Source organism: Pseudomonas sp. N-1-13 (assembly GCF_057787095.1).
Genome location: NZ_JBYNRI010000001.1, coordinates 179,018 through 197,330, shown reverse-complemented (window position 1 = coordinate 197,330; position 18,313 = coordinate 179,018). Strand labels below are relative to the sequence as shown.

General features: G+C 60.7%; 17 protein-coding genes. 10 read left to right on the top strand and 7 right to left on the bottom strand.

Annotation, left to right across the window (positions count from 1 at the left end):
• The first annotated feature begins 4 nt into the window (after window positions 1–4).
• From AC3I65_RS00895 to AC3I65_RS00880, 4 genes are all read left to right on the top strand, one after another.
• The gene (locus AC3I65_RS00895) at window positions 5–454 is read left to right on the top strand and encodes an EVE domain-containing protein (RefSeq protein WP_488523403.1); all 450 of its coding nucleotides are present in this window, start codon (window positions 5–7) and stop codon (window positions 452–454) included.
• Between the two features lie 81 nt (window positions 455–535).
• Window positions 536–1,501: an HlyD family secretion protein gene (locus tag AC3I65_RS00890; RefSeq protein ID WP_173407491.1), complete on the top strand. Its 966-nt coding sequence runs from the start codon at window positions 536–538 to the stop codon at window positions 1,499–1,501.
• Entirely contained in the window at window positions 1,498–4,221 is a 2,724-nt protein-coding gene (rbbA, locus tag AC3I65_RS00885) for a ribosome-associated ATPase/putative transporter RbbA (RefSeq protein ID WP_488523402.1), read from the top strand. The genes AC3I65_RS00890 and rbbA overlap by 4 nt, the downstream gene beginning before the upstream one ends.
• Window positions 4,221–5,339 carry an ABC transporter permease gene (locus AC3I65_RS00880; protein ID WP_047226089.1) on the top strand — a complete coding sequence of 373 codons (1,119 nt, stop codon included), beginning with the start codon at window positions 4,221–4,223 and terminating at the stop codon, window positions 5,337–5,339. The genes rbbA and AC3I65_RS00880 overlap by 1 nt, the downstream gene beginning before the upstream one ends.
• Window positions 5,340–5,406: 67 nt before the next feature.
• On the opposite strand, the gene AC3I65_RS00875 is transcribed toward AC3I65_RS00880, so the two are convergent.
• Window positions 5,407–5,814 carry a flagellar basal body-associated protein FliL gene (locus tag AC3I65_RS00875; RefSeq protein ID WP_047226193.1) on the bottom strand — a complete coding sequence of 136 codons (408 nt, stop codon included), beginning with the start codon at window positions 5,812–5,814 and terminating at the stop codon, window positions 5,407–5,409.
• A 150-nt stretch (window positions 5,815–5,964) separates the two neighbouring features.
• Here AC3I65_RS00875 and AC3I65_RS00870 point away from each other — a divergent pair, with 150 nt between their 5' ends.
• Both AC3I65_RS00870 and glpT read left to right on the top strand, forming a co-directional pair.
• Window positions 5,965–6,942, top strand: a complete 978-nt coding sequence (locus tag AC3I65_RS00870) for an NADPH:quinone oxidoreductase family protein (protein ID WP_076383061.1) — start codon at window positions 5,965–5,967, stop codon at window positions 6,940–6,942.
• A 694-nt stretch (window positions 6,943–7,636) separates the two neighbouring features.
• Window positions 7,637–8,986, top strand: coding sequence for a glycerol-3-phosphate transporter (gene glpT, locus AC3I65_RS00865; protein WP_047226091.1), 1,350 nt, complete (start codon window positions 7,637–7,639; stop codon window positions 8,984–8,986).
• Here the strand turns inward: glpT and AC3I65_RS00860 are convergent.
• From AC3I65_RS00860 to AC3I65_RS00835, 6 genes are all read right to left on the bottom strand, one after another.
• Entirely contained in the window at window positions 8,962–9,630 is a 669-nt protein-coding gene (locus tag AC3I65_RS00860) for a gamma-glutamylcyclotransferase (RefSeq protein ID WP_047226092.1), read from the bottom strand. The genes glpT and AC3I65_RS00860 overlap by 25 nt on opposite strands.
• 345 nt (window positions 9,631–9,975) lie before the next feature.
• Window positions 9,976–10,944, bottom strand: a complete 969-nt coding sequence (locus tag AC3I65_RS00855; RefSeq protein ID WP_076383063.1) for a CDP-6-deoxy-delta-3,4-glucoseen reductase — start codon at window positions 10,942–10,944, stop codon at window positions 9,976–9,978.
• The gene (gene ubiD, locus AC3I65_RS00850; RefSeq protein WP_039590257.1) at window positions 10,944–12,410 is read right to left on the bottom strand and encodes a 4-hydroxy-3-polyprenylbenzoate decarboxylase; all 1,467 of its coding nucleotides are present in this window, start codon (window positions 12,408–12,410) and stop codon (window positions 10,944–10,946) included. Before ubiD ends, AC3I65_RS00855 begins: the two co-directional genes overlap by 1 nt.
• A 122-nt stretch (window positions 12,411–12,532) precedes the next feature.
• Window positions 12,533–13,792 (bottom strand): transcription termination factor Rho, encoded by a 1,260-nt coding sequence (rho, locus tag AC3I65_RS00845; RefSeq protein ID WP_025216061.1) that lies wholly within the window; start codon window positions 13,790–13,792, stop codon window positions 12,533–12,535.
• 242 nt (window positions 13,793–14,034) lie between these two features.
• On the bottom strand, window positions 14,035–14,364 hold the full coding sequence (trxA, locus tag AC3I65_RS00840; RefSeq protein ID WP_047226095.1) for a thioredoxin TrxA: 330 nt from the start codon (window positions 14,362–14,364) through the stop codon (window positions 14,035–14,037).
• A gap of 120 nt (window positions 14,365–14,484) precedes the next feature.
• Entirely contained in the window at window positions 14,485–15,192 is a 708-nt protein-coding gene (locus tag AC3I65_RS00835) for a FadR/GntR family transcriptional regulator (RefSeq protein ID WP_047226096.1), read from the bottom strand.
• Between the two features lie 253 nt (window positions 15,193–15,445).
• Here AC3I65_RS00835 and AC3I65_RS00830 point away from each other — a divergent pair, with 253 nt between their 5' ends.
• The 4 genes from AC3I65_RS00830 to AC3I65_RS00815 are packed head-to-tail and all read left to right on the top strand — an operon-like array spanning window position 15,446 to window position 18,292.
• A complete protein-coding gene (locus tag AC3I65_RS00830) occupies window positions 15,446–16,231 on the top strand; it encodes a transporter substrate-binding domain-containing protein (RefSeq protein ID WP_076383064.1) in 786 nt (261 codons plus the stop codon).
• Between the two features lie 21 nt (window positions 16,232–16,252).
• A complete protein-coding gene (locus AC3I65_RS00825) occupies window positions 16,253–16,921 on the top strand; it encodes an amino acid ABC transporter permease (protein ID WP_092452819.1) in 669 nt (222 codons plus the stop codon).
• Complete coding sequence (locus AC3I65_RS00820) at window positions 16,918–17,568, top strand: amino acid ABC transporter permease (protein WP_076383065.1); 651 nt, start codon at window positions 16,918–16,920, stop codon at window positions 17,566–17,568. Before AC3I65_RS00825 ends, AC3I65_RS00820 begins: the two co-directional genes overlap by 4 nt.
• A complete protein-coding gene (locus tag AC3I65_RS00815; RefSeq protein ID WP_047226100.1) occupies window positions 17,555–18,292 on the top strand; it encodes an amino acid ABC transporter ATP-binding protein in 738 nt (245 codons plus the stop codon). Before AC3I65_RS00820 ends, AC3I65_RS00815 begins: the two co-directional genes overlap by 14 nt.
• Window positions 18,293–18,313: the final 21 nt, after the last annotated feature.

Here is an 18,313-nt window from a genome sequence, read left to right as displayed (position 1 = left end):
AATCATGGCCTATTGGCTGATGAAATCCGAGCCCGACGAATTGTCCATCCAGGATCTGCAGAAGCTCGGCCAGGCGCGATGGGACGGGGTGCGCAACTACCAGGCGCGCAACTTCCTGCGGGCCATGGCGGTGGGCGATGCGTTCTTTTTCTACCACTCCAGTTGCCCGGAGCCAGGCATTGCCGGGATCGGCCGAATCGTCCGCGCGGCCTACCCTGACCCAACAGCGCTGGAACCCGACAGCCATTACTTCGACCCCAAGGCCGGGCCGGATAAAAACCCCTGGACCGCGATCGACGTGGCCCACGTCGAAACATTCCCCCGCGTGCTGAAGCTCGACTACCTCAAGCAACAGACCGCCCTGGCTGAAATGCCGCTGGTGCAGAAAGGCTCACGGCTGTCGGTGATGCCCGTCACGGCCGAACAATGGGCAGCGGTGATTGCGCTGCGCTGATCGCCGATGAGTTGATGGACATCAAGCGGGGTCGGTCGCTGATCCTGCAGACTTCGATGCTACAGCCGCAGGATGCCGGACATGTCGACGAACCATCGTACCTCTCGCTTTTTTGCCTTCGCCTTGATGGCTCTGTTGCTGGCCGCCGGTGGATTTGGCTATTGGAAGTCACGCCAGGATCGCCTGCCGGAAGGCTTGAGCATGGGCAATGGCCGCCTTGAGGCCACCGAAGTCCAGATCGCCAGCAAGACACCCGGGCGCCTGGCCGACGTTCAGGTCGACGAAGGCGACAACGTCATCAAGGGCCAAGTGCTGGCGCGCATGGACACCCGCACCCTGGAGGCCCAGCGCAACCAGGCCGAAGCCGAAGTCACCCGGGCCCGGCAGAACCTCGCCGCCACCGAAGCCAACGTGCAACTGCGCCAGAGCGAACAATTGCTCGCCCATCAAGAACTCAAGCGGACCCAGGAACTGTTCAAGCGCGGTTACGCCAGCGGCCAGATCCTCGACCAGCAACAAGCCCGCGTCGACACCGCCAACGCGGCGGTCAACGCCGCCCGGGCCCAGGTATCGGCGGCGAATGCGGCCATCGGCGCGACCCTGGCCCAGGTGGCCCAGCTCACCAGCGAAATAGATGACAGCACCTTGCGGGCCCCCCTCGACGGCGTGATCCAGTTGCGCCTGGCCGAGCCAGGTGAAGTGCTCGGCGCCGGCGGTCGAGTATTGCTGATGATCGATCCGAGCGACCAGTACATGAACCTCTACCTGCCGGCGTCGGTGGCCGGGAAACTGGCGGTGGGCGATGAAGCGCGACTGTTGCTCGACGCCTTGCCCGAGCGGCCGCTACCGGCCAAAGTCAGCTTCGTCGCGGCCAAATCCCAGTTCACCCCCAAGGAAGTCGAAACCCGTGATGAGCGCCAGAAACTGGTGTTCCGCGTCAAAGTGCACCTGACCCGTCCCGGCGAAGTGCCCCAGGCAAAACCGGGTATGCCCGGGGCCGGTTACGTGCGCACGGCGCCCATTGACTGGCCGGCCAACTTGCGATGAGCGCCACCGCCGGCGAGGCATTGCACGCCTCGGGTCTCGAACATCGCTACGGCCAGCATGTGGCGCTGAGCGAAATCGCCTTCAGCCTGCCCGCCGGCACTCGCTGTGGCCTGATCGGCCCGGACGGTGCCGGCAAATCGAGCCTGCTGGGGCTGATTGCCGGGGTGAAGAAGCTCCAGCATGGCCAACTGGATGTGCTCGGCGCCTCGATTGACGATCGACGCCATCGCAAGACTCTCTACCGACGCATTGCCTTCATGCCCCAAGGGTTGGGGGGCAACCTTTACCCGGACCTGTCGATAGGCGAGAACATTCGGTTCTTCGGCACATTGTTCGGGCTATCGCGAGCAGAATGCGAACAACGCATGGGGACCTTGCTGCTGGCCACCGATCTGCAGCGTTTTGCCGACCGTCCGGCAGGCAAACTGTCCGGCGGCATGAAACAAAAGCTCGGCCTGTGTTGTGCGCTGATCCATGAACCGGACCTGCTGATTCTCGACGAACCCACCACGGGCGTGGACCCGCTGTCCCGGCGACGTTTCTGGGAACTGATAGAAAGCGTGCGTCGGCAAAGGCCGCAACTGACCCTGCTGGTCGCCACGGCATACATGGAAGAGGCCGAGCAATTCGAGCACTGCCTGATGCTCGACAACGGTCGCTTGATCGCCAAGGGCTTGAGTGCGGAGCTGGCCAAGGTCACCCCGGACGGCAAGCTCGATTCGGCCTTCACCCACTTCCAGGGCGGCAGCGGCCATGACGCCGAACCGCTGGTGATCCCCCCCAGGACCGCCAACACTACCGACATTGCCATCCAAGCCCACGATCTCACCTTGCGCTTCGGCGATTTCACCGCCGTCGATAACGTCAGCTTCGCGATTGGTCGCGGTGAAATCTTTGGCTTCCTGGGTTCCAACGGTTGCGGCAAGACCACCACCATGAAGGTGCTGACCGGACTGATCCCCGCCAGCGAAGGCAGTGCCCGGCTGCTGGGTAACCCGGTCAACGCCAAGGACCTCGCCACCCGCAAGCGGGTGGGTTTCATGTCCCAGAGCTTTTCGCTCTACGGCGAACTGAGCGTGCGCCAAAACCTGGAGCTGCACGCCAAGCTGTTCGATCTGCCCACTACAGACAGCCGCCAGCGCATCGATGAACTTATCCAGCGCTTCAATCTCCAGGAACTGGCGGACCAAACGTCCGGGGCGCTACCACTGGGCCTGCGGCAGCGCCTGTCCCTGGCGGTGGCGGTTTTGCATCGCCCGGAAGTACTGATCCTCGACGAGCCGACCTCAGGCGTCGATCCGGCCGCGCGGGATGATTTCTGGCGACTGTTGATCGAGTTGTCTCGCGAGCAAGGTGTGACGATTTTTCTTTCCACGCACTTCATGAACGAGGCCCAGCGCTGCGATCGCATTTCGCTGATGCACGCCGGCAAGGTCCTGGCCTGCGACACGCCAGCGGCCTTGCAAGCGCAGTTCAGCGGTCAGACGCTGGAAGCCGCGTTCGTCACCTGCCTGGAAAACGCCCAAGGCGAAACGCAGCAAGACGCAGCCCCCGTGACCCTTGAGAACGCCGGCGCGCCCCGCGACCGGCGCGGCCTGAGCCTCGGTCGCCTGTGGGCCGTCGCCAGTCGGGAGGGCAAGGAGTTGCTGCGCGACAAAGTGCGGATGGCATTCGCCCTGCTGGGGGCATTGTTCATGATGGTGGTCTTCGGCTTCGGTATTTCCCTCGACGTGGAGAAACTGGCCTTCGCCGTGTATGACCAGGATCAGAGCCCGCAAAGCCGTGCCTATCTGGAGGCGTTCCGCAGCTCACGCTACTTCGAAGAACGACCGATCATCCGCGATACAAAGGAGCTACACCGACGCTTGCAGCGCTCGGAGATCAAGCTGGCCCTGGAAATCCCCCCCGGTTTCGGTCGAGACCTCTACGCCGGCCGCCAACCGACAGTGGGCGCCTGGTTGGATGGCGGCATACCGTTTCGGGCCGAGACCAGTCGCAACTACGTCCAGGCGGTGCACCAGGGCAACCTTGAGCAACTGGCTGAATCCAGCAGTCGCGCGCCCACCCGGCAACCCAGCGCGAAGCTGGAGACACGCTTTCGTTATAACCAGGACGTGGTCAGCGTCAACGCCATCGGCCCAGGGGTCATGGCGCTGATCCTCGCATTCATTCCGGCCATGTTGACGGCGCTGGGCATCGTGCGGGAAAAGGAACTGGGCTCGATCACCAACTTCTACGCTACGCCGCTGACCCGCCTGGAGTTCCTGCTGGGCAAACAAGTGCCCTACTTGGCGGTAAGCCTGATCAACCTGGCCCTGCTGACCGCGATGAACCGCTGGCTGTTTGGCGTGCCATTCAAGGGCAGCGCCCTGACGCTGGCGTTGGGCGGCCTGCTCTATGTGCTGGCGACCACCAGCATGGGGCTGTTGATCTCGGCATTCACCCGCACCCAGATCGCCGCGATCCTCGGCACCATGATCATCACCAGCCTCCCGACCATCCAGTTCTCAGGGCTGATCGTGCCGCGCTCATCCCTGGACGGTGCAGCCTCGGTGATGGGCCAGCTGTTTCCCGCCGGGCACTTCCTCGACATCGCCGTCGGCACCTTCACCAAGGCCCTTGATCTGCGCCAGCTATGGCCACAATGCCTGGCGTTGTTCGGGTTTTTCCTGGGTTTCACCGGGCTCAGCCTGATCATGCTGAAGAAGCAGGAGGCCTGATGCATACGCTTTCACATATCTGGCGTCTTGGGCTCAAGGAACTGACCAGCCTGCGCTACGACTCCGTTCTGCTGCTGTTCCTGGGCTACGCCTTCACCGTGGCGATCTACATGCCGGCCGCCGGTTCGGTGATCGGCGTGCACAACGCCAGTGTCGCAATAGTGGACGAAGACCAGAGCCATCTCTCGCGCCAATTGGCCCTGGTCCTGCAACCGCCGGAGTTCCAGAGCCCGGTGGCACTGCCCTACGCCGAACTGGACAAGGTCATGGACAATGGCCGCTACACCTTCGTCATTAACGTGCCCGCCAATTTCCAGGCCGACCTGCTCGCAGGACGCGAACCGACGCTGCAACTCAACGTCGATGCCACGGCCATGAGCCAGGCGTTCATGGGCGCCGGCTACATCGGGCGGATTTTCCAACAGGAACTGACGACCTATGCCGGCCAGGCACAAGCGAGCGAACAAACGCCCGTGAGATTGACCACTCGTTCGCTGTTCAATACCAATCTGGAAGGTGGCTGGTTCCTCGCAGTGATCCAGATCGTCAACAACATCACGATCCTGGCCATCATCCTGACGGGCACGGCGCTGTTGCGCGAGCGCGAGCACGGCACCCTCGATCACTTGCTGGTGCTGCCGCTCACGGCCTTGGAAATCATGCTGGCGAAAATCTGGAGCAACATGCTGGTGGTGGTGCTATGTACCTGGGCGTCGCTGGAAATCATCGTCAAGTTCGCACTGGGCGTTCCGCTCGCCGGCTCCATGCTGCTCTTCCTGCTGGTGACTGCGCTCTACCTGTTCGCCAGCACCGCCCTGGGTATTTTTCTCGCCACCCTTGCCCGTTCGACGCCCCAGTTCGGCTTACTGTCGATCCCGGTCATCATTCCGATGCTGCTGTTGTCGGGCGGCAGCACGCCGCTGGACAGCATGCCGCAATGGTTGCAATGGGTGATGCAAGGTTCGCCTTCGACCCATTTCGTCAGCCTCAGCGCGGCGATCCTGTTCCGTGATGCAGGCGTTAGCGTGGTATGGCCAGACCTGCTGGCACTGGCGGCGATCGGGCTGTTGTTCTTCGCAATCGCCCTGGGCCGGTTTCGCAAAAGCCTGGCGTCTTGACGAAAAAAAGCAGCCTTGGGTAGCGCCTGAGGATCCGGGCACTGCCAAAGGCTGCGATCGAGCGGGTTTATTGAATGATCAGGTTATTGAACAACAGGTCATCCACCATCGGCTTGCCGGTTTCGTCGTTCATGATCTGCTGGGTCTGCTTCAAGGCTTCCTGACGCAGTTTTTCCTTGGCTTCGATATTGTTCATGGCCTCGGTGGTCTGTTGGGCGAACAGCGCAACCAGCTGATTACGGATCAGCGGCTCGTTGGCCTTCACCGCCGCAGCGGCGGCATCCCCCGTGACACGCAGGGCCACATCGGCCTTGTACACCCTCAGCTTTGCCGAGCCGTCCAAGCCATAGTTGCCCACGAACGGCGGGCTGAGGGTGATGTAACTGACCTTCGGCGCCTCGCCTTCTTTGGCTTCCTCGGCCATTGCCGTCACAGGCAACGACAGGGCCAGCATCAACATGATCCACGCTTTCACATTCGACTCCTCATACGGTTTGCGGCCCAGCATACCGACCCGCCGTTCAAGCACAAGCTTATGGCCGGCTATCAGGGCAGGGCATGCTCGTTGACCCATTGACTCTCACACCTACACTTATCGGCCATCACTCCCAAAGGAATAGCCCTGATGAAAGCCGTGCTGTGCAAAGAATTCGGTCCTGCCGAATCGCTGGTGCTGGAAGACGTCGCCAGCCCCGTCGCGAAGAAGAACGAAGTGCTGCTGGATGTGCATGCCGCCGGCGTGAACTTCCCTGACACGCTGATCATCGAGGGCAAATACCAATTCAAACCACCCTTCCCGTTTTCCCCCGGCGGCGAAGCAGCGGGCGTCATCAGCGCCGTGGGCGAAAAGGTCAGCCACCTGAAGGTCGGTGACCGGGTCATGGCGTTGACCGGCTGGGGCAGCTTTGCCGAACAGGTGGCCGTGCCAGGCTACAACGTGTTGCCCATCCCCTCGTCCATGGACTTCAACACCGCCGCCGCCTTCAGCATGACCTACGGCACGTCGATGCATGCCCTCAAGCAACGGGCCAACCTGCAACCCGGCGAAACCCTGCTGGTGCTCGGTGCATCGGGCGGCGTCGGCCTGGCGGCCGTGGAGATCGGCAAGGCCATGGGCGCCCGGGTGATTGCCGCCGCCAGCAGTGCAGAGAAGCTGGCCGTGGCCAAGGCTGCCGGTGCCGACGAACTGATCAACTACAGCGAAACCAGCCTCAAGGATGAAATCAAACGCCTCACCGACGGCCAAGGCGCCGATGTGATTTACGACCCGGTGGGCGGCGATCTGTTTGACCAGGCCATTCGCGCCATCGCCTGGAACGGCCGGCTATTGGTGGTCGGCTTTGCCAGCGGACGCATCCCCGAGCTTCCGGTAAACCTGGCCCTGCTCAAGGGCGCCGCCGTGGTCGGCGTGTTCTGGGGCTCCTTCGCCCAACGCCAACCCCAGGACAACGCCGCCAACTTCCAGCAATTGTTTAGCTGGTTCACCGAAGGCAAGCTCAAGCCACTGGTCTCGCAGGTGTATCCATTGAGCAACGCCGCCCAGGCGATCAATGACCTGGGCCAGCGCAAGGCTGTGGGGAAGGTGGTGGTGCAGGTGCGTTGAAGTCGATCAAGCGGTCCGCGTGCCAAAAGCGGCGGACCACGTGACGATTGAATCTGGCAATCAAGGCAAAACGCCCGGCGCCCGGCATCTACTTGCCGAAAAACACATCGGACACGTAGCGGCGCGTGTAATGGAACGAGCGCAACTTCTGCACCCATGGTTGGCGCCATGCACGTTGATGTCCGAGCACTCCCAGGCCTCGGCCAATTTGTCTGCATCGATCGGCTCGCCCTCCGGATGGAATTCCAACGATTCCACGGCTTGCGTCTGCGCTGCCGGGGAGGCTGGCTCGGGATTGTTCTCGGGCACCCATAAAACCTGAGCGGCCCAACTCGCACTGCCCAAGCACAGCAGCATCACAGCACACCCCCTCATACCGTTCCTCACCTGAATGCCAGCTCCGGCAGAAACGTGAAGGGTAAAGAGCGAGGCTCATTAGTTGAATGGCGAGACTTCTGTGTTGGTTGAAGGACGTTTCCTACTTTCTTGTCCCGCAACGATGGAGTGCAGGAGTAAAGAGACCTTACAAGGCAATTCCTACAACGCCATCGGCGTATGTCTGAGCGACATGTTCATTTAAGAACATTCATTCAGGGAAATTTCCATTGTTTAAGTGATGAGAAGCGATGCTATTTTCGGTAACGAAACTGTAACATTCGCATCCGCAGTCATAACAAGAATCTGGAGCCCTTGAATGTTTGCTTTCTTTCGTCCTGCCGTACATCAGGCGCCCCTGCCTGAAGAAAAAATAGACAGCACCTACCGACGCCTTCGCTGGCAGATTTTCGCCGGCATCTTCATCGGCTACGCCGGTTATTACCTGCTGCGCAAAAACTTCTCCCTGGCCATGCCATACCTGATCGACGAGGGCTACACCCGGGGTCAGTTGGGCCTGGCCATGTCGGCCATTGCCATCGCCTACGGGCTTTCGAAGTTCCTGATGGGCCTGGTGTCCGACCGTTCCAACCCGCGCTATTTCCTGCCATTCGGTTTGCTGGTCTCGGCGGGGGTGATGTTCATTTTCGGTTTCGCGCCTTGGGCAACATCCAGCGTAACCATGATGTTCATCCTGTTGTTCATCAATGGCTGGGCCCAGGGCATGGGTTGGCCACCCAGTGGCCGGACCATGGTGCACTGGTGGTCGCAGAAAGAACGCGGCGGTGTGGTGTCCGTCTGGAACGTGGCGCATAACGTCGGCGGTGGCTTGATTGGGCCGTTGTTCCTGCTGGGGATGGGCTGGTTCAATGACTGGCATGCGGCGTTTTATGTACCGGCGGCCGTGGCGCTACTGGTGGCGCTGTTTGCCTTCGCGACCATGCGCGACACCCCGCAATCGGTAGGCCTGCCGCCGATCGAAAAATACAAGAACGATTACCCGGAAGGCTACGACGCCAGTCACGAGAACGAGTTCAGCGCCAAGGAAATCTTCGTCAAGTACGTGCTGCGCAACAAAATGCTCTGGTACATCGCCATGGCAAACGTCTTTGTTTACCTGCTGCGCTACGGCGTGCTGGACTGGGCGCCCACCTACCTCAAGGAAGCCAAAGGCTTCACGGTGGATAAAACCTCCTGGGCGTACTTTTTGTATGAGTGGGCAGGCATCCCCGGCACGTTACTGTGCGGCTGGATGTCGGACAAAATCTTCCGCGGCAACCGGGGCCTGACGGGCATGGTGTTCATGGCGCTGGTGACCGTGGCGACACTAGTGTACTGGCTGAACCCGGCCGGCAACCCGACCGTGGACATGATCGCCCTGGTTTCCATTGGCTTTCTGATCTACGGCCCGGTGATGCTGATCGGTTTGCAGGCTCTGGAACTGGCGCCGAAAAAGGCCGCTGGCACCGCCGCAGGTTTCACCGGGCTGTTTGGCTACCTGGGCGGCTCGGTCGCGGCCAGTGCTGCCATGGGCTACACGGTGGACCATTTCGGCTGGAACGGTGGTTTTGTATTGCTGGTGGGTGCTTGCCTGCTGGCGATGGCGTTCCTCGCGCCAACCTTGTGGCACAAGCAAATCGCCAGTCAGAGCCGCGAAGCGGTGGCCTGATCCAGGGCTGATTTACAGCGTTTGAGCCGCGCCTCCAGATTCCGGTCTGGCATGGCGTGGCTGCGCAGGGCGTGGATGGTCTGCTCGACATAATCGCGAGTGGTGCCATAGCGCCCACAGGCGCTTTCGAACACCTGGCTCAGCACATGATCCGGCAAGTTGCCGGCATAGCTGGGCAGGTGCCGCTCCAGCACAAACCCCAAGGCCTGCACCCGACTGCCATCTTCGAGACGGCAACTGAGCCAGTGCGGACGATAGGACGGGAACGGCATCTCGCGCTGCCACAGGGCGAACAGCGAATCCTCAAGATTGTCCTGCGGCAATCGATAGGCAAAACCGCTGCACGAACCGCCGCGATCCAGTCCAAACACCAGCCCCGGCAATTCGGGGGTGCCACGGTGTTCGTGAGACCACAAATACAAACCGCGATGATAACCATGGACGCGGCCGCGCACCCGTTCCACCGCCGTGCATTCCGGCCGCCAGATCAACGAACCATAAGCGAACAACCACACAGGCCCGCCCTGGTGCAGACTCATGGTCGATTGCATCGACGTGCGCAGCTGCTCATGGGTCAGCTGCGGCCCCAGGTCGAGGCGTGGCGGGTATGGGGCGCTGGCAAAGGCGGATTCGATAGCGGTCATGGCCGGTAGCAGTTGGCTCCTCGCGGGTCGGAAGTTGGTAGCGCCGTCATGACACTGACGCTGATCAGAATCAAGGCAAGTTGGATGCCATGAATGCCTGAAACTCAGGCATATACCTTAACGACATCTAGTGTGCGTACTAAATATCGAATCGATATATCGCCAGGTATATGACCCTGTGGGAGCAAGGCTCGCCCGCGATGAAAGCGATGCTGTCTTTCAGAGACCGAGGTGCCTGTTTCGCGAGCAAGCTTTGCTCCCACAAAGCTGAAATCCTCTCGCTACAAAAAACAGACCTCAATCAAGCTTCAAGAGCCGCTCAAGAGCGCGGCTCAAGAGCGCGGCTCAAGAGCGCGGCGCATAGGCAAACACGTCGGCGCGCATTTGGTGGGCGTCCATTCCGGCCTCTACCAAGGCATCGAGCGTGGCATAGATCATGGCCGGCGAACCGCTGGCGTAGACATGCACATCCTTGAGATTGCTGATGTCCTCGCACACAGCTTCGTGAAGCATCCCGCAACGACCTGTCCAGCCGCACAGGTCGCTGACGACTTTGTGCAAATACAGGTTCGGCAGTTTTTTCCACTCATCCCAATGCTCGATTTCATAGAAATCTTCCGGACGCCGCACCCCCCAATACAGATGCACCGGGTGTTTGAAACCCGCTGCGCGGCAATGTTCGATCAGGCTGTGCATCTGCGCCATGCCGGTACCGGCGGCAATCAACACCAGTGGGCCCTCCGGCAACTCGGACAAATGGGTGTCGCCAAAGGGCATTTCGATGCGCACATTGGGGTTACGCTGAAGTTGCTCCAACAATGTCTGCGCACTGTTTTCGCGCACTAATACGTGCAATTGCAGCTCGCGCCCCGAATGCGGCGCCGAGGCCAGGGAAAACGCCGATTTCTCGCCATTCTCCCGCTCGATCATCAGGTACTGCCCCGCGTGATAGCGCGGCGGCTTGCCCGCCGGCGCGCGCAGGCGTACTCGCCAGACATCACCGCCCACGTCGGCGCATTCAGTGACCTGGCACGCCAGGCTGCGCACCGGCAACTCGCCCGGTGACAGCACGCCATCCCAGAGCACCACGCAGTCCTCCAGGGGCTCGGCAATGCAGGTGAAAATCTCACCGTGATCGCGCACTTCACCCGCCTGCTCCACGCGGCCTTCCACTAACAGCGCACCACAGACATGGCAGTTGCCATTGCGGCAGCTTTGCGGGCACTCGTAGCCCAGGCGTCGCGCGCCATCGAGAATCCGCTCGGCGGGCCGGATATCCAACACCGCCCCGGAAGGCTGCAAGGTTACACGCATCAATCTATTCCTAACTGATTCCAGATGGCATCGATCCGTTGGGTAACGGCTTCATCCTTGACGATCACCCGGCCCCACTCACGGGTGGTTTCACCGGGCCATTTGTGCGTGGCATCGAGTCCCATCTTCGACCCCAGGCCGGACACCGGCGAGGCAAAGTCGAGGTAATCGATCGGCGTATTCTCGATCATCACCGTGTCACGCTTGGGGTCCATGCGCGTGGTGATGGCCCAGATCACGTCGTTCCAGTCTCGTGCGTTGATATCGTCGTCAGTGACAATAACGAACTTGGTGTACATGAACTGTCGCAAAAACGACCAGACCCCCAGCATGACTCGCTTGGCATGCCCCGGGTACGACTTCTTCATGGTCACCACGGCCATGCGGTAAGAGCAGCCTTCCGGCGGCAGGTAGAAGTCGGTGATCTCGGGAAATTGCTTCTGCAGGATCGGCACGAACACTTCGTTCAGAGCCACCCCGAGAATGGCCGGCTCATCAGGCGGACGGCCAGTGTAGGTACTGTGGTAAATCGGCTTGATCCGATGCGTAATGCGCTCGACGGTGAACACCGGAAAGCTGTCGACTTCATTGTAGTAGCCGGTGTGGTCGCCGTACGGACCTTCATCGGCCATTTCGCCGGGATGGATCACGCCTTCAAGAATAATCTCGGCAGTGGCCGGCACTTGCAGGTCGTTGCCGCGGCATTTCACCAGTTCGGTGCGGTTGCCACGCAACAGCCCGGCGAAAGCATATTCGGAGAGGCTGTCAGGCACTGGCGTGACAGCGCCGAGAATGGTCGCCGGGTCCGCGCCGAGGGCCACGGACACCGGAAACGGTTGCCCAGGATGTTTTTCACACCATTCCCGGTAATCCAGTGCACCGCCACGGTGGCTCAGCCAGCGCATGATGACCTTGTTCCGGCCAATGACCTGCTGACGGTAGATACCGAGGTTCTGACGGTCCTTGTTCGGACCTTTGGTGACGGTCAGGCCCCAGGTAATCAGCGGCCCCACGTCGCCCGGCCAGCAGGTCTGCACCGGCAACATTGCCAGGTCGACATCGTCGCCTTCGATCACCACTTCCTGGCAGATGGCGTCCTTGACGACTTTCGGCGCCATGGAAATGATCTTGCGGAAAATCGGCAGCTTGGACCACGCATCCTTCAGGCCTTTGGGCGGCTCAGGCTCCTTGAGAAACGCCAGCAGCTTGCCGATCTCGCGCAATTCGCTGACGGCTTCGGCGCCCATGCCCAAGGCCACGCGCTCCGGCGTGCCGAACAGGTTGCCCAGCACCGGGATGTCATAACCGGTCGGGTTTTCAAACAACAGCGCCGGGCCTTTGGCTCGCAGCGTACGGTCGCAGACCTCGGTCATTTCCAGTACGGGGGACACCGGCACCTGGATGCGCTTGAGTTCGCCGCGCTGTTCCAGACCGCTGATAAAGTCGCGCAAGTCGCGATACTGCATGCAAAAGCCTCATGGTAGCCGTGGCGTTCGGGGGCCCGAGTTTAACGCCGCCCGTTCAAAATAGTGAATGCACGGATAGCAAAAAGCCGGGTTTCCCCGGCTTTGCTGCCCTGCCTGATCGATTACTTGCGTTTCATCGACAGGAAGAACTCATCGTTGGTCTTGGTCTGCTTCAACTTGTCGACCAAAAACTCGATGGCAGCGACTTCATCCATAGGATGCAGGAGCTTGCGCAGGATCCACATACGCTGCAGCTCGTCGTCGGCGGTCAGCAACTCTTCGCGGCGGGTGCCGGAACGGTTAATGTTGATGGCCGGGAAGACGCGCTTTTCAGCGATCTTGCGATCCAGAGGCAGTTCCATGTTACCGGTGCCTTTGAATTCCTCGTAGATCACTTCGTCCATCTTCGAGCCGGTTTCAACCAGCGCGGTGGCGATGATGGTCAGCGAGCCGCCTTCTTCGATGTTGCGCGCGGCGCCGAAGAAACGTTTCGGTTTCTCCAGGGCGTGGGCATCGACACCACCGGTCAGCACCTTGCCGGAGCTCGGGATCACGGTGTTGTAGGCACGGGCCAGACGGGTGATGGAATCCAGCAGGATCACCACGTCTTTCTTGTGTTCGACCAGGCGCTTGGCCTTCTCGATCACCATCTCGGCAACCTGCACGTGGCGGGTCGGCGGCTCGTCGAACGTCGAGGCAACCACTTCGCCGCGCACGGTGCGCTGCATCTCGGTCACTTCTTCCGGACGCTCGTCGATCAGCAGCACGATCAGATGAACTTCAGGGTTGTTACGAGCGATATTGGCCGCGATGTTCTGCAGCATGATCGTCTTGCCCGCTTTCGGCGGCGCCACGATCAGACCGCGCTGGCCCTTGCCGATAGGTGCGCACAGGTCGATGACCCGGCCGGTGAGGTCTTCAGTGGAACCGTTACCGGCTTCCATCTTCATGCGCACGGTCGGGAACAGCGGGGTCAGGTTCTCGAAGAGAATCTTGTTCTTCGCGTTTTCCGGACGATCGAAGTTGATCGTGTCGACCTTGAGCAGCGCGAAGTAACGCTCGCCTTCCTTCGGAGGGCGGATCTTGCCAACGATGGTGTCACCGGTGCGCAAGTTGAAACGACGGATCTGGCTCGGCGAGACGTAGATATCGTCTGGGCCGGCAAGATAGGAAGCGTCTGCGGAGCGGAGAAAGCCGAAGCCGTCCTGGAGAATCTCCAGCACGCCATCACCGGAGATTTCCTCGCCGCTTTTCGCGTGCTTTTTGAGCAGGGAGAAAATCACGTCCTGCTTGCGCGAACGGGCCATATTTTCTATGCCCATCTGTTCGGCCAATTCGAGCAGTTCGGTAATCGGCTTTTGCTTGAGTTCAGTCAGATTCATATAGGAATGACGTAATCATTTATGGAGGGGGGAAATTAAGCTTTTGGCTTAATGAGGCCGCGCCGCGGAGAAGGCGACAGGATCGCGTACTTATTCGAAAGGAGTGCGTCGGCGACGGCTTGCAGGGGGCAAAGGAGAAACCAGTGCGGGGCCGAATGTAACACCTGGGTTTGCGAGCGTCTAGCCCCGAGTAACGAAAAAAGCCCCGCGATTAGCGGGGCTTTTTCAACAGCATTCGGCGCTTAGATGTTGGCGTCGATGAAAGCAGCCAGTTGCGACTTCGACAGTGCGCCAACCTTGGTGGCTTCGACATTACCGTTCTTGAACAGCATCAGCGTCGGGATACCACGCACGCCATACTTGGGCGGGGTTTCCTGATTCTCGTCGATATTGAGCTTGGCAATGGTCAGCTTGCCAGCGTAGGTGTCAGCGATTTCGTCCAGGACCGGGGCGATCATTTTGCATGGACCGCACCACTCAGCCCAATAGTCGACCAGTACCGCGCCTTCGGCCTTGAGTACGTCAGCCTCGAAGCTAGCGTCGCTAACATGTTTGATCAGATCGCTGCTCATGGAATCTCCGGGATTGTCAGCAAAAAAACGTGGCCCATCATAGCTGCCCTTACCGGGTTCAGGAAGCCGCAGTTGATTGAGTCTCGCTATGGTGTCTGATGTATTTAGGTATGACGCCCGTCATGGGGCAGCCGGGGCCACGAAGGAAATTCCGGTGCGCAGTGCGGCGTTACGTACGTGTTCCTGCATGGCTTTTTGCGCGCCACCCGAAGCGCGACGGGCCAGGGCCCGAAGGATCTTGCGATGCTCCTGCCAGGTCTCCATCGCCCGCTCCGCCCTGATGAACGGCAGTTTCTGGCTCTCCAGGAAGATGTCGGCGCTGGCGGTGAGAATACTCAGCATCGCCTGGTTGCCGCTGGCCTGCAGGATGCGCCGATGGAACTCGAAATCCAGCCGCGCCGCTGCGTCGAAATCCCCTGCCTTGAGCTCCCGACGCATGGCCTCGACGTTGTCCTCCAATGTGTCGAGTTCATCGGCGCTCAACGTCACCGCCGCCAACCCGGCCGCGAAACCCTCCAGGGCATAACGCAACTGGAAGATATCCACCGGCGAAGCCTGGGCCGCGAACGGCCAGCCCGGGGCCAGTTCGCTGCGCGAAACCTCCACCGACGACTGCACGAACACACCCTTGCCCGGCTGTACGCTGATGACGCCCAGCGCACTCAACGATGAAAGCGCTTCACGCAGCGAGGCGCGACTCACCCCCAGTTGCAACGCCAGGTCCCGTTGCGACGGCAGCGCATCCCCAGGAGCGAAGCCTTCATCGACGATCAGTTTACGGATGGCTTGCAGCGCCACTTCGGGCACCGCGCGAGAGATGGAATTCATGGTTTTTCAGACGAACCGGGCCAGTGAGCGACCAGTTGTAAAGCTAAACGCCGCGCCCGGCAAGTCGTGCTCCACTTGGGTTCGGCGGCAAATACCAACGCTCGATAACGGTGCGAAACGCGGCGCAACTGTTCAGACCAGTAAGACCTCATTCCGCCAGTAAAACCGTGGCTTTGGCAGATTAAAAACCAGCTTGGCATGGCCTGTGCTCTGTCCGAACGCAGAAATCACATCACCGATGCGGAGATTCGCCATGATCAAGCGTTACAGCGCCCTGCTTACCGCCCTGTTCGCCAGCCTGATGCTCACTCATCTGCCCGCTCAAGCGGACGGCCTGGAAGACGTGGTCAAGCGTGGCACCCTCAAAGTCGCAGTCCCCCAGGACTTCCCGCCGTTCGGCTCGGTAGGCCCGGACATGAAGCCGCGCGGCCTGGACATCGACACCGCGCAACTGCTGGCCGATCAGCTCAAGGTCAAGCTTGAACTGACCCCGGTCAACAGCACCAACCGCATTCCGTTCCTGACCACCGGCAAGGTTGACCTGGTGATCTCCAGCCTGGGCAAGAACCCCGAGCGTGAAAAAGTCATCGACTTCTCCAGCGCCTACGCGCCGTTCTACCTCGCGGTATTCGGCCCGCCCGACGCCGCCATCAATGGCCTGGACGACCTCAAGGGCAAGACCATCAGCGTCACCCGCGGCGCCATCGAAGACATCGAGCTGACCAAGGTCGCTCCCCAAGGCGCCACGATCAAACGCTTTGAAGACAACAACTCGACCATCGCCGCCTACCTGGCCGGTCAGGTGGACCTGATCGCCAGCGGCAACGTGGTGATGGTCGCAATCAGCGAACGCAATCCCAAGCGCGTCCCGGCGCTGAAAGTAAAACTCAAGGATTCGCCAGTGTATGTGGGCGTGAACAAGAACGAGCCGGCGCTGCTGGACAAGGTCAACCAGATCCTGGCCACTGCCAAGACCGATGGCAGCCTGGAGAAAAACTCCCAGACCTGGCTCAAGCAGCCGCTGCCGGCCGATCTCTGACCGTCGCCTGAGAGGTTGAGCATGGCTTATCAGTTCGATTTTATGCCGGTGGTGCAGAACACCGAGCTGCTGTTGCGCGGTGCCTTGTTCACCTTGGAGTTGACGGCCATCGGCGCGCTGCTCGGGGTTGGCCTGGGCATCGTCGGTGCCGTGGTGCGGGCGTGGCATATTCGTCCGTTCGCGGCGATCTTCGGCGTGTACGTGGAGCTGATCCGCAACACGCCATTCCTGGTGCAGCTGTTTTTCATTTTCTTCGGCCTGCCGTCCCTGGGTTTGCAGATATCCGAATGGCAAGCAGCGGTACTGGCAATGGTGATCAACCTCGGAGCCTACTCCACCGAGATCATCCGCGCCGGCATCCAGGCCATTCCGCGTGGGCAGCTGGAAGCCGCCGCGGCTCTGGCAATGAGCCGTTTCGAAGCCTTTCGTCATGTGGTGCTGCTGCCGGCGCTGGGCAAGGTCTGGCCGGCCCTGAGCAGCCAGATCATCATCGTGATGCTCGGCTCGGCGGTCTGCTCGCAGATCGCCACCGAAGAGCTGAGCTTTGCCGCCAACTTCATTCAGTCCCGTAATTTCCGAGCGTTCGAAACCTATGCACTGACCACGCTGATCTACTTGTGCATGGCGCTGTTGATCCGCCAGTTCCTGAACTGGGTGGGGCGCCGCTACATTGCCAGGAGCAGCCAATGAGCGATTTCACTTTCTGGGACGTGGTGCGCAACCTGCTCACGGGCCTGCAATGGACCCTGGCATTGTCGCTGGTGGCGTTTATCGGGGGCGGCGTGATCGGCTTGCTGGTGATGGTGCTGCGCATTTCCAAAAGCGCCCTGCCCCGCAATATTGCTCGCACCTACATCGAGCTGTTCCAGGGCACACCGCTGTTGATGCAGCTGTTCCTGGTGTTCTTCGGCGTCGCCCTGGCCGGGGTGGAAATCTCGCCGTGGATGGCAGCGGCGATTGCCTTGACGCTGTTTACCAGTGCCTATCTGGCGGAGATCTGGCGTGGCTGCGTCGACGCGATATCCAACGGCCAGTGGGAAGCCTCGGCGAGCCTGGCCCTCAACCCGCTGGAGCAGTTGCGCTACGTGATCCTGCCCCAGGCCTTGCGCATCGCCGTGGCGCCGACCGTGGGGTTTTCGGTGCAAGTGGTCAAGGGCACGGCAGTGACCTCGATCATTGGCTTTACCGAACTGACCAAGACCGGCGGCATGCTCGCCAACGCCACGTTCGAGCCGTTCATGGTGTACGGCCTGGTGGCCCTCGGTTACTTCCTGCTTTGCTACCCCTTGTCCCTCAGTGCGCGCTACCTGGAAAGGAGACTGCATGCCTCTGCTTAGAATTTCCGCCCTGCATAAATACTACGGCGATCACCACGTGCTTAAAGGCATCGACCTGAGCGTCGAGGAAGGCCAGGTCGTGGCGATCATCGGTCGCAGCGGTTCGGGCAAATCCACCCTCTTGCGCACCCTCAATGGTTTGGAGTCGATCAACGACGGCGTGATTGAAGTCGACGGCGAATACCTCGACGCCGGCCGCGCCGATCTGCGCAGCCTGCGGCAGAAAGTCGGGATGGTGTTCCAGCAATTCAACCTGTTCCCGCACCTGACCGTCGGTGAGAACGTGATGCTCGCGCCGCAGGTTGTTCAAAAAGTATCCAAGGCCAAAGCGGCTGAATTGGCACGCCAGATGCTGGAGCGAGTCGGACTCGGGGAGAAATTCGACGCCTTTCCGGACCGCCTGTCCGGCGGCCAGCAACAGAGGGTCGCCATCGCCCGCGCCCTGGCGATGTCGCCAAAAGTCCTGCTGTGCGACGAAATCACCTCCGCCCTGGACCCGGAACTGGTCAATGAAGTGCTCGGCGTGGTGCGACAGCTGGCCAAGGATGGCATGACCCTGATCATGGTCACCCACGAGATGCGCTTCGCCCGTGAAGTAGGGGACAAGCTGGTGTTCATGCACCAGGGCAAGGTGCATGAGACGGGGGACCCCAAGGTGCTGTTCGCCGATCCGCAGACGGTGGAACTGGCGAATTTTATCGGGACGGTCGAGTCGGCGACCTGAGGTTCTGCTGCGCCGTTTCTG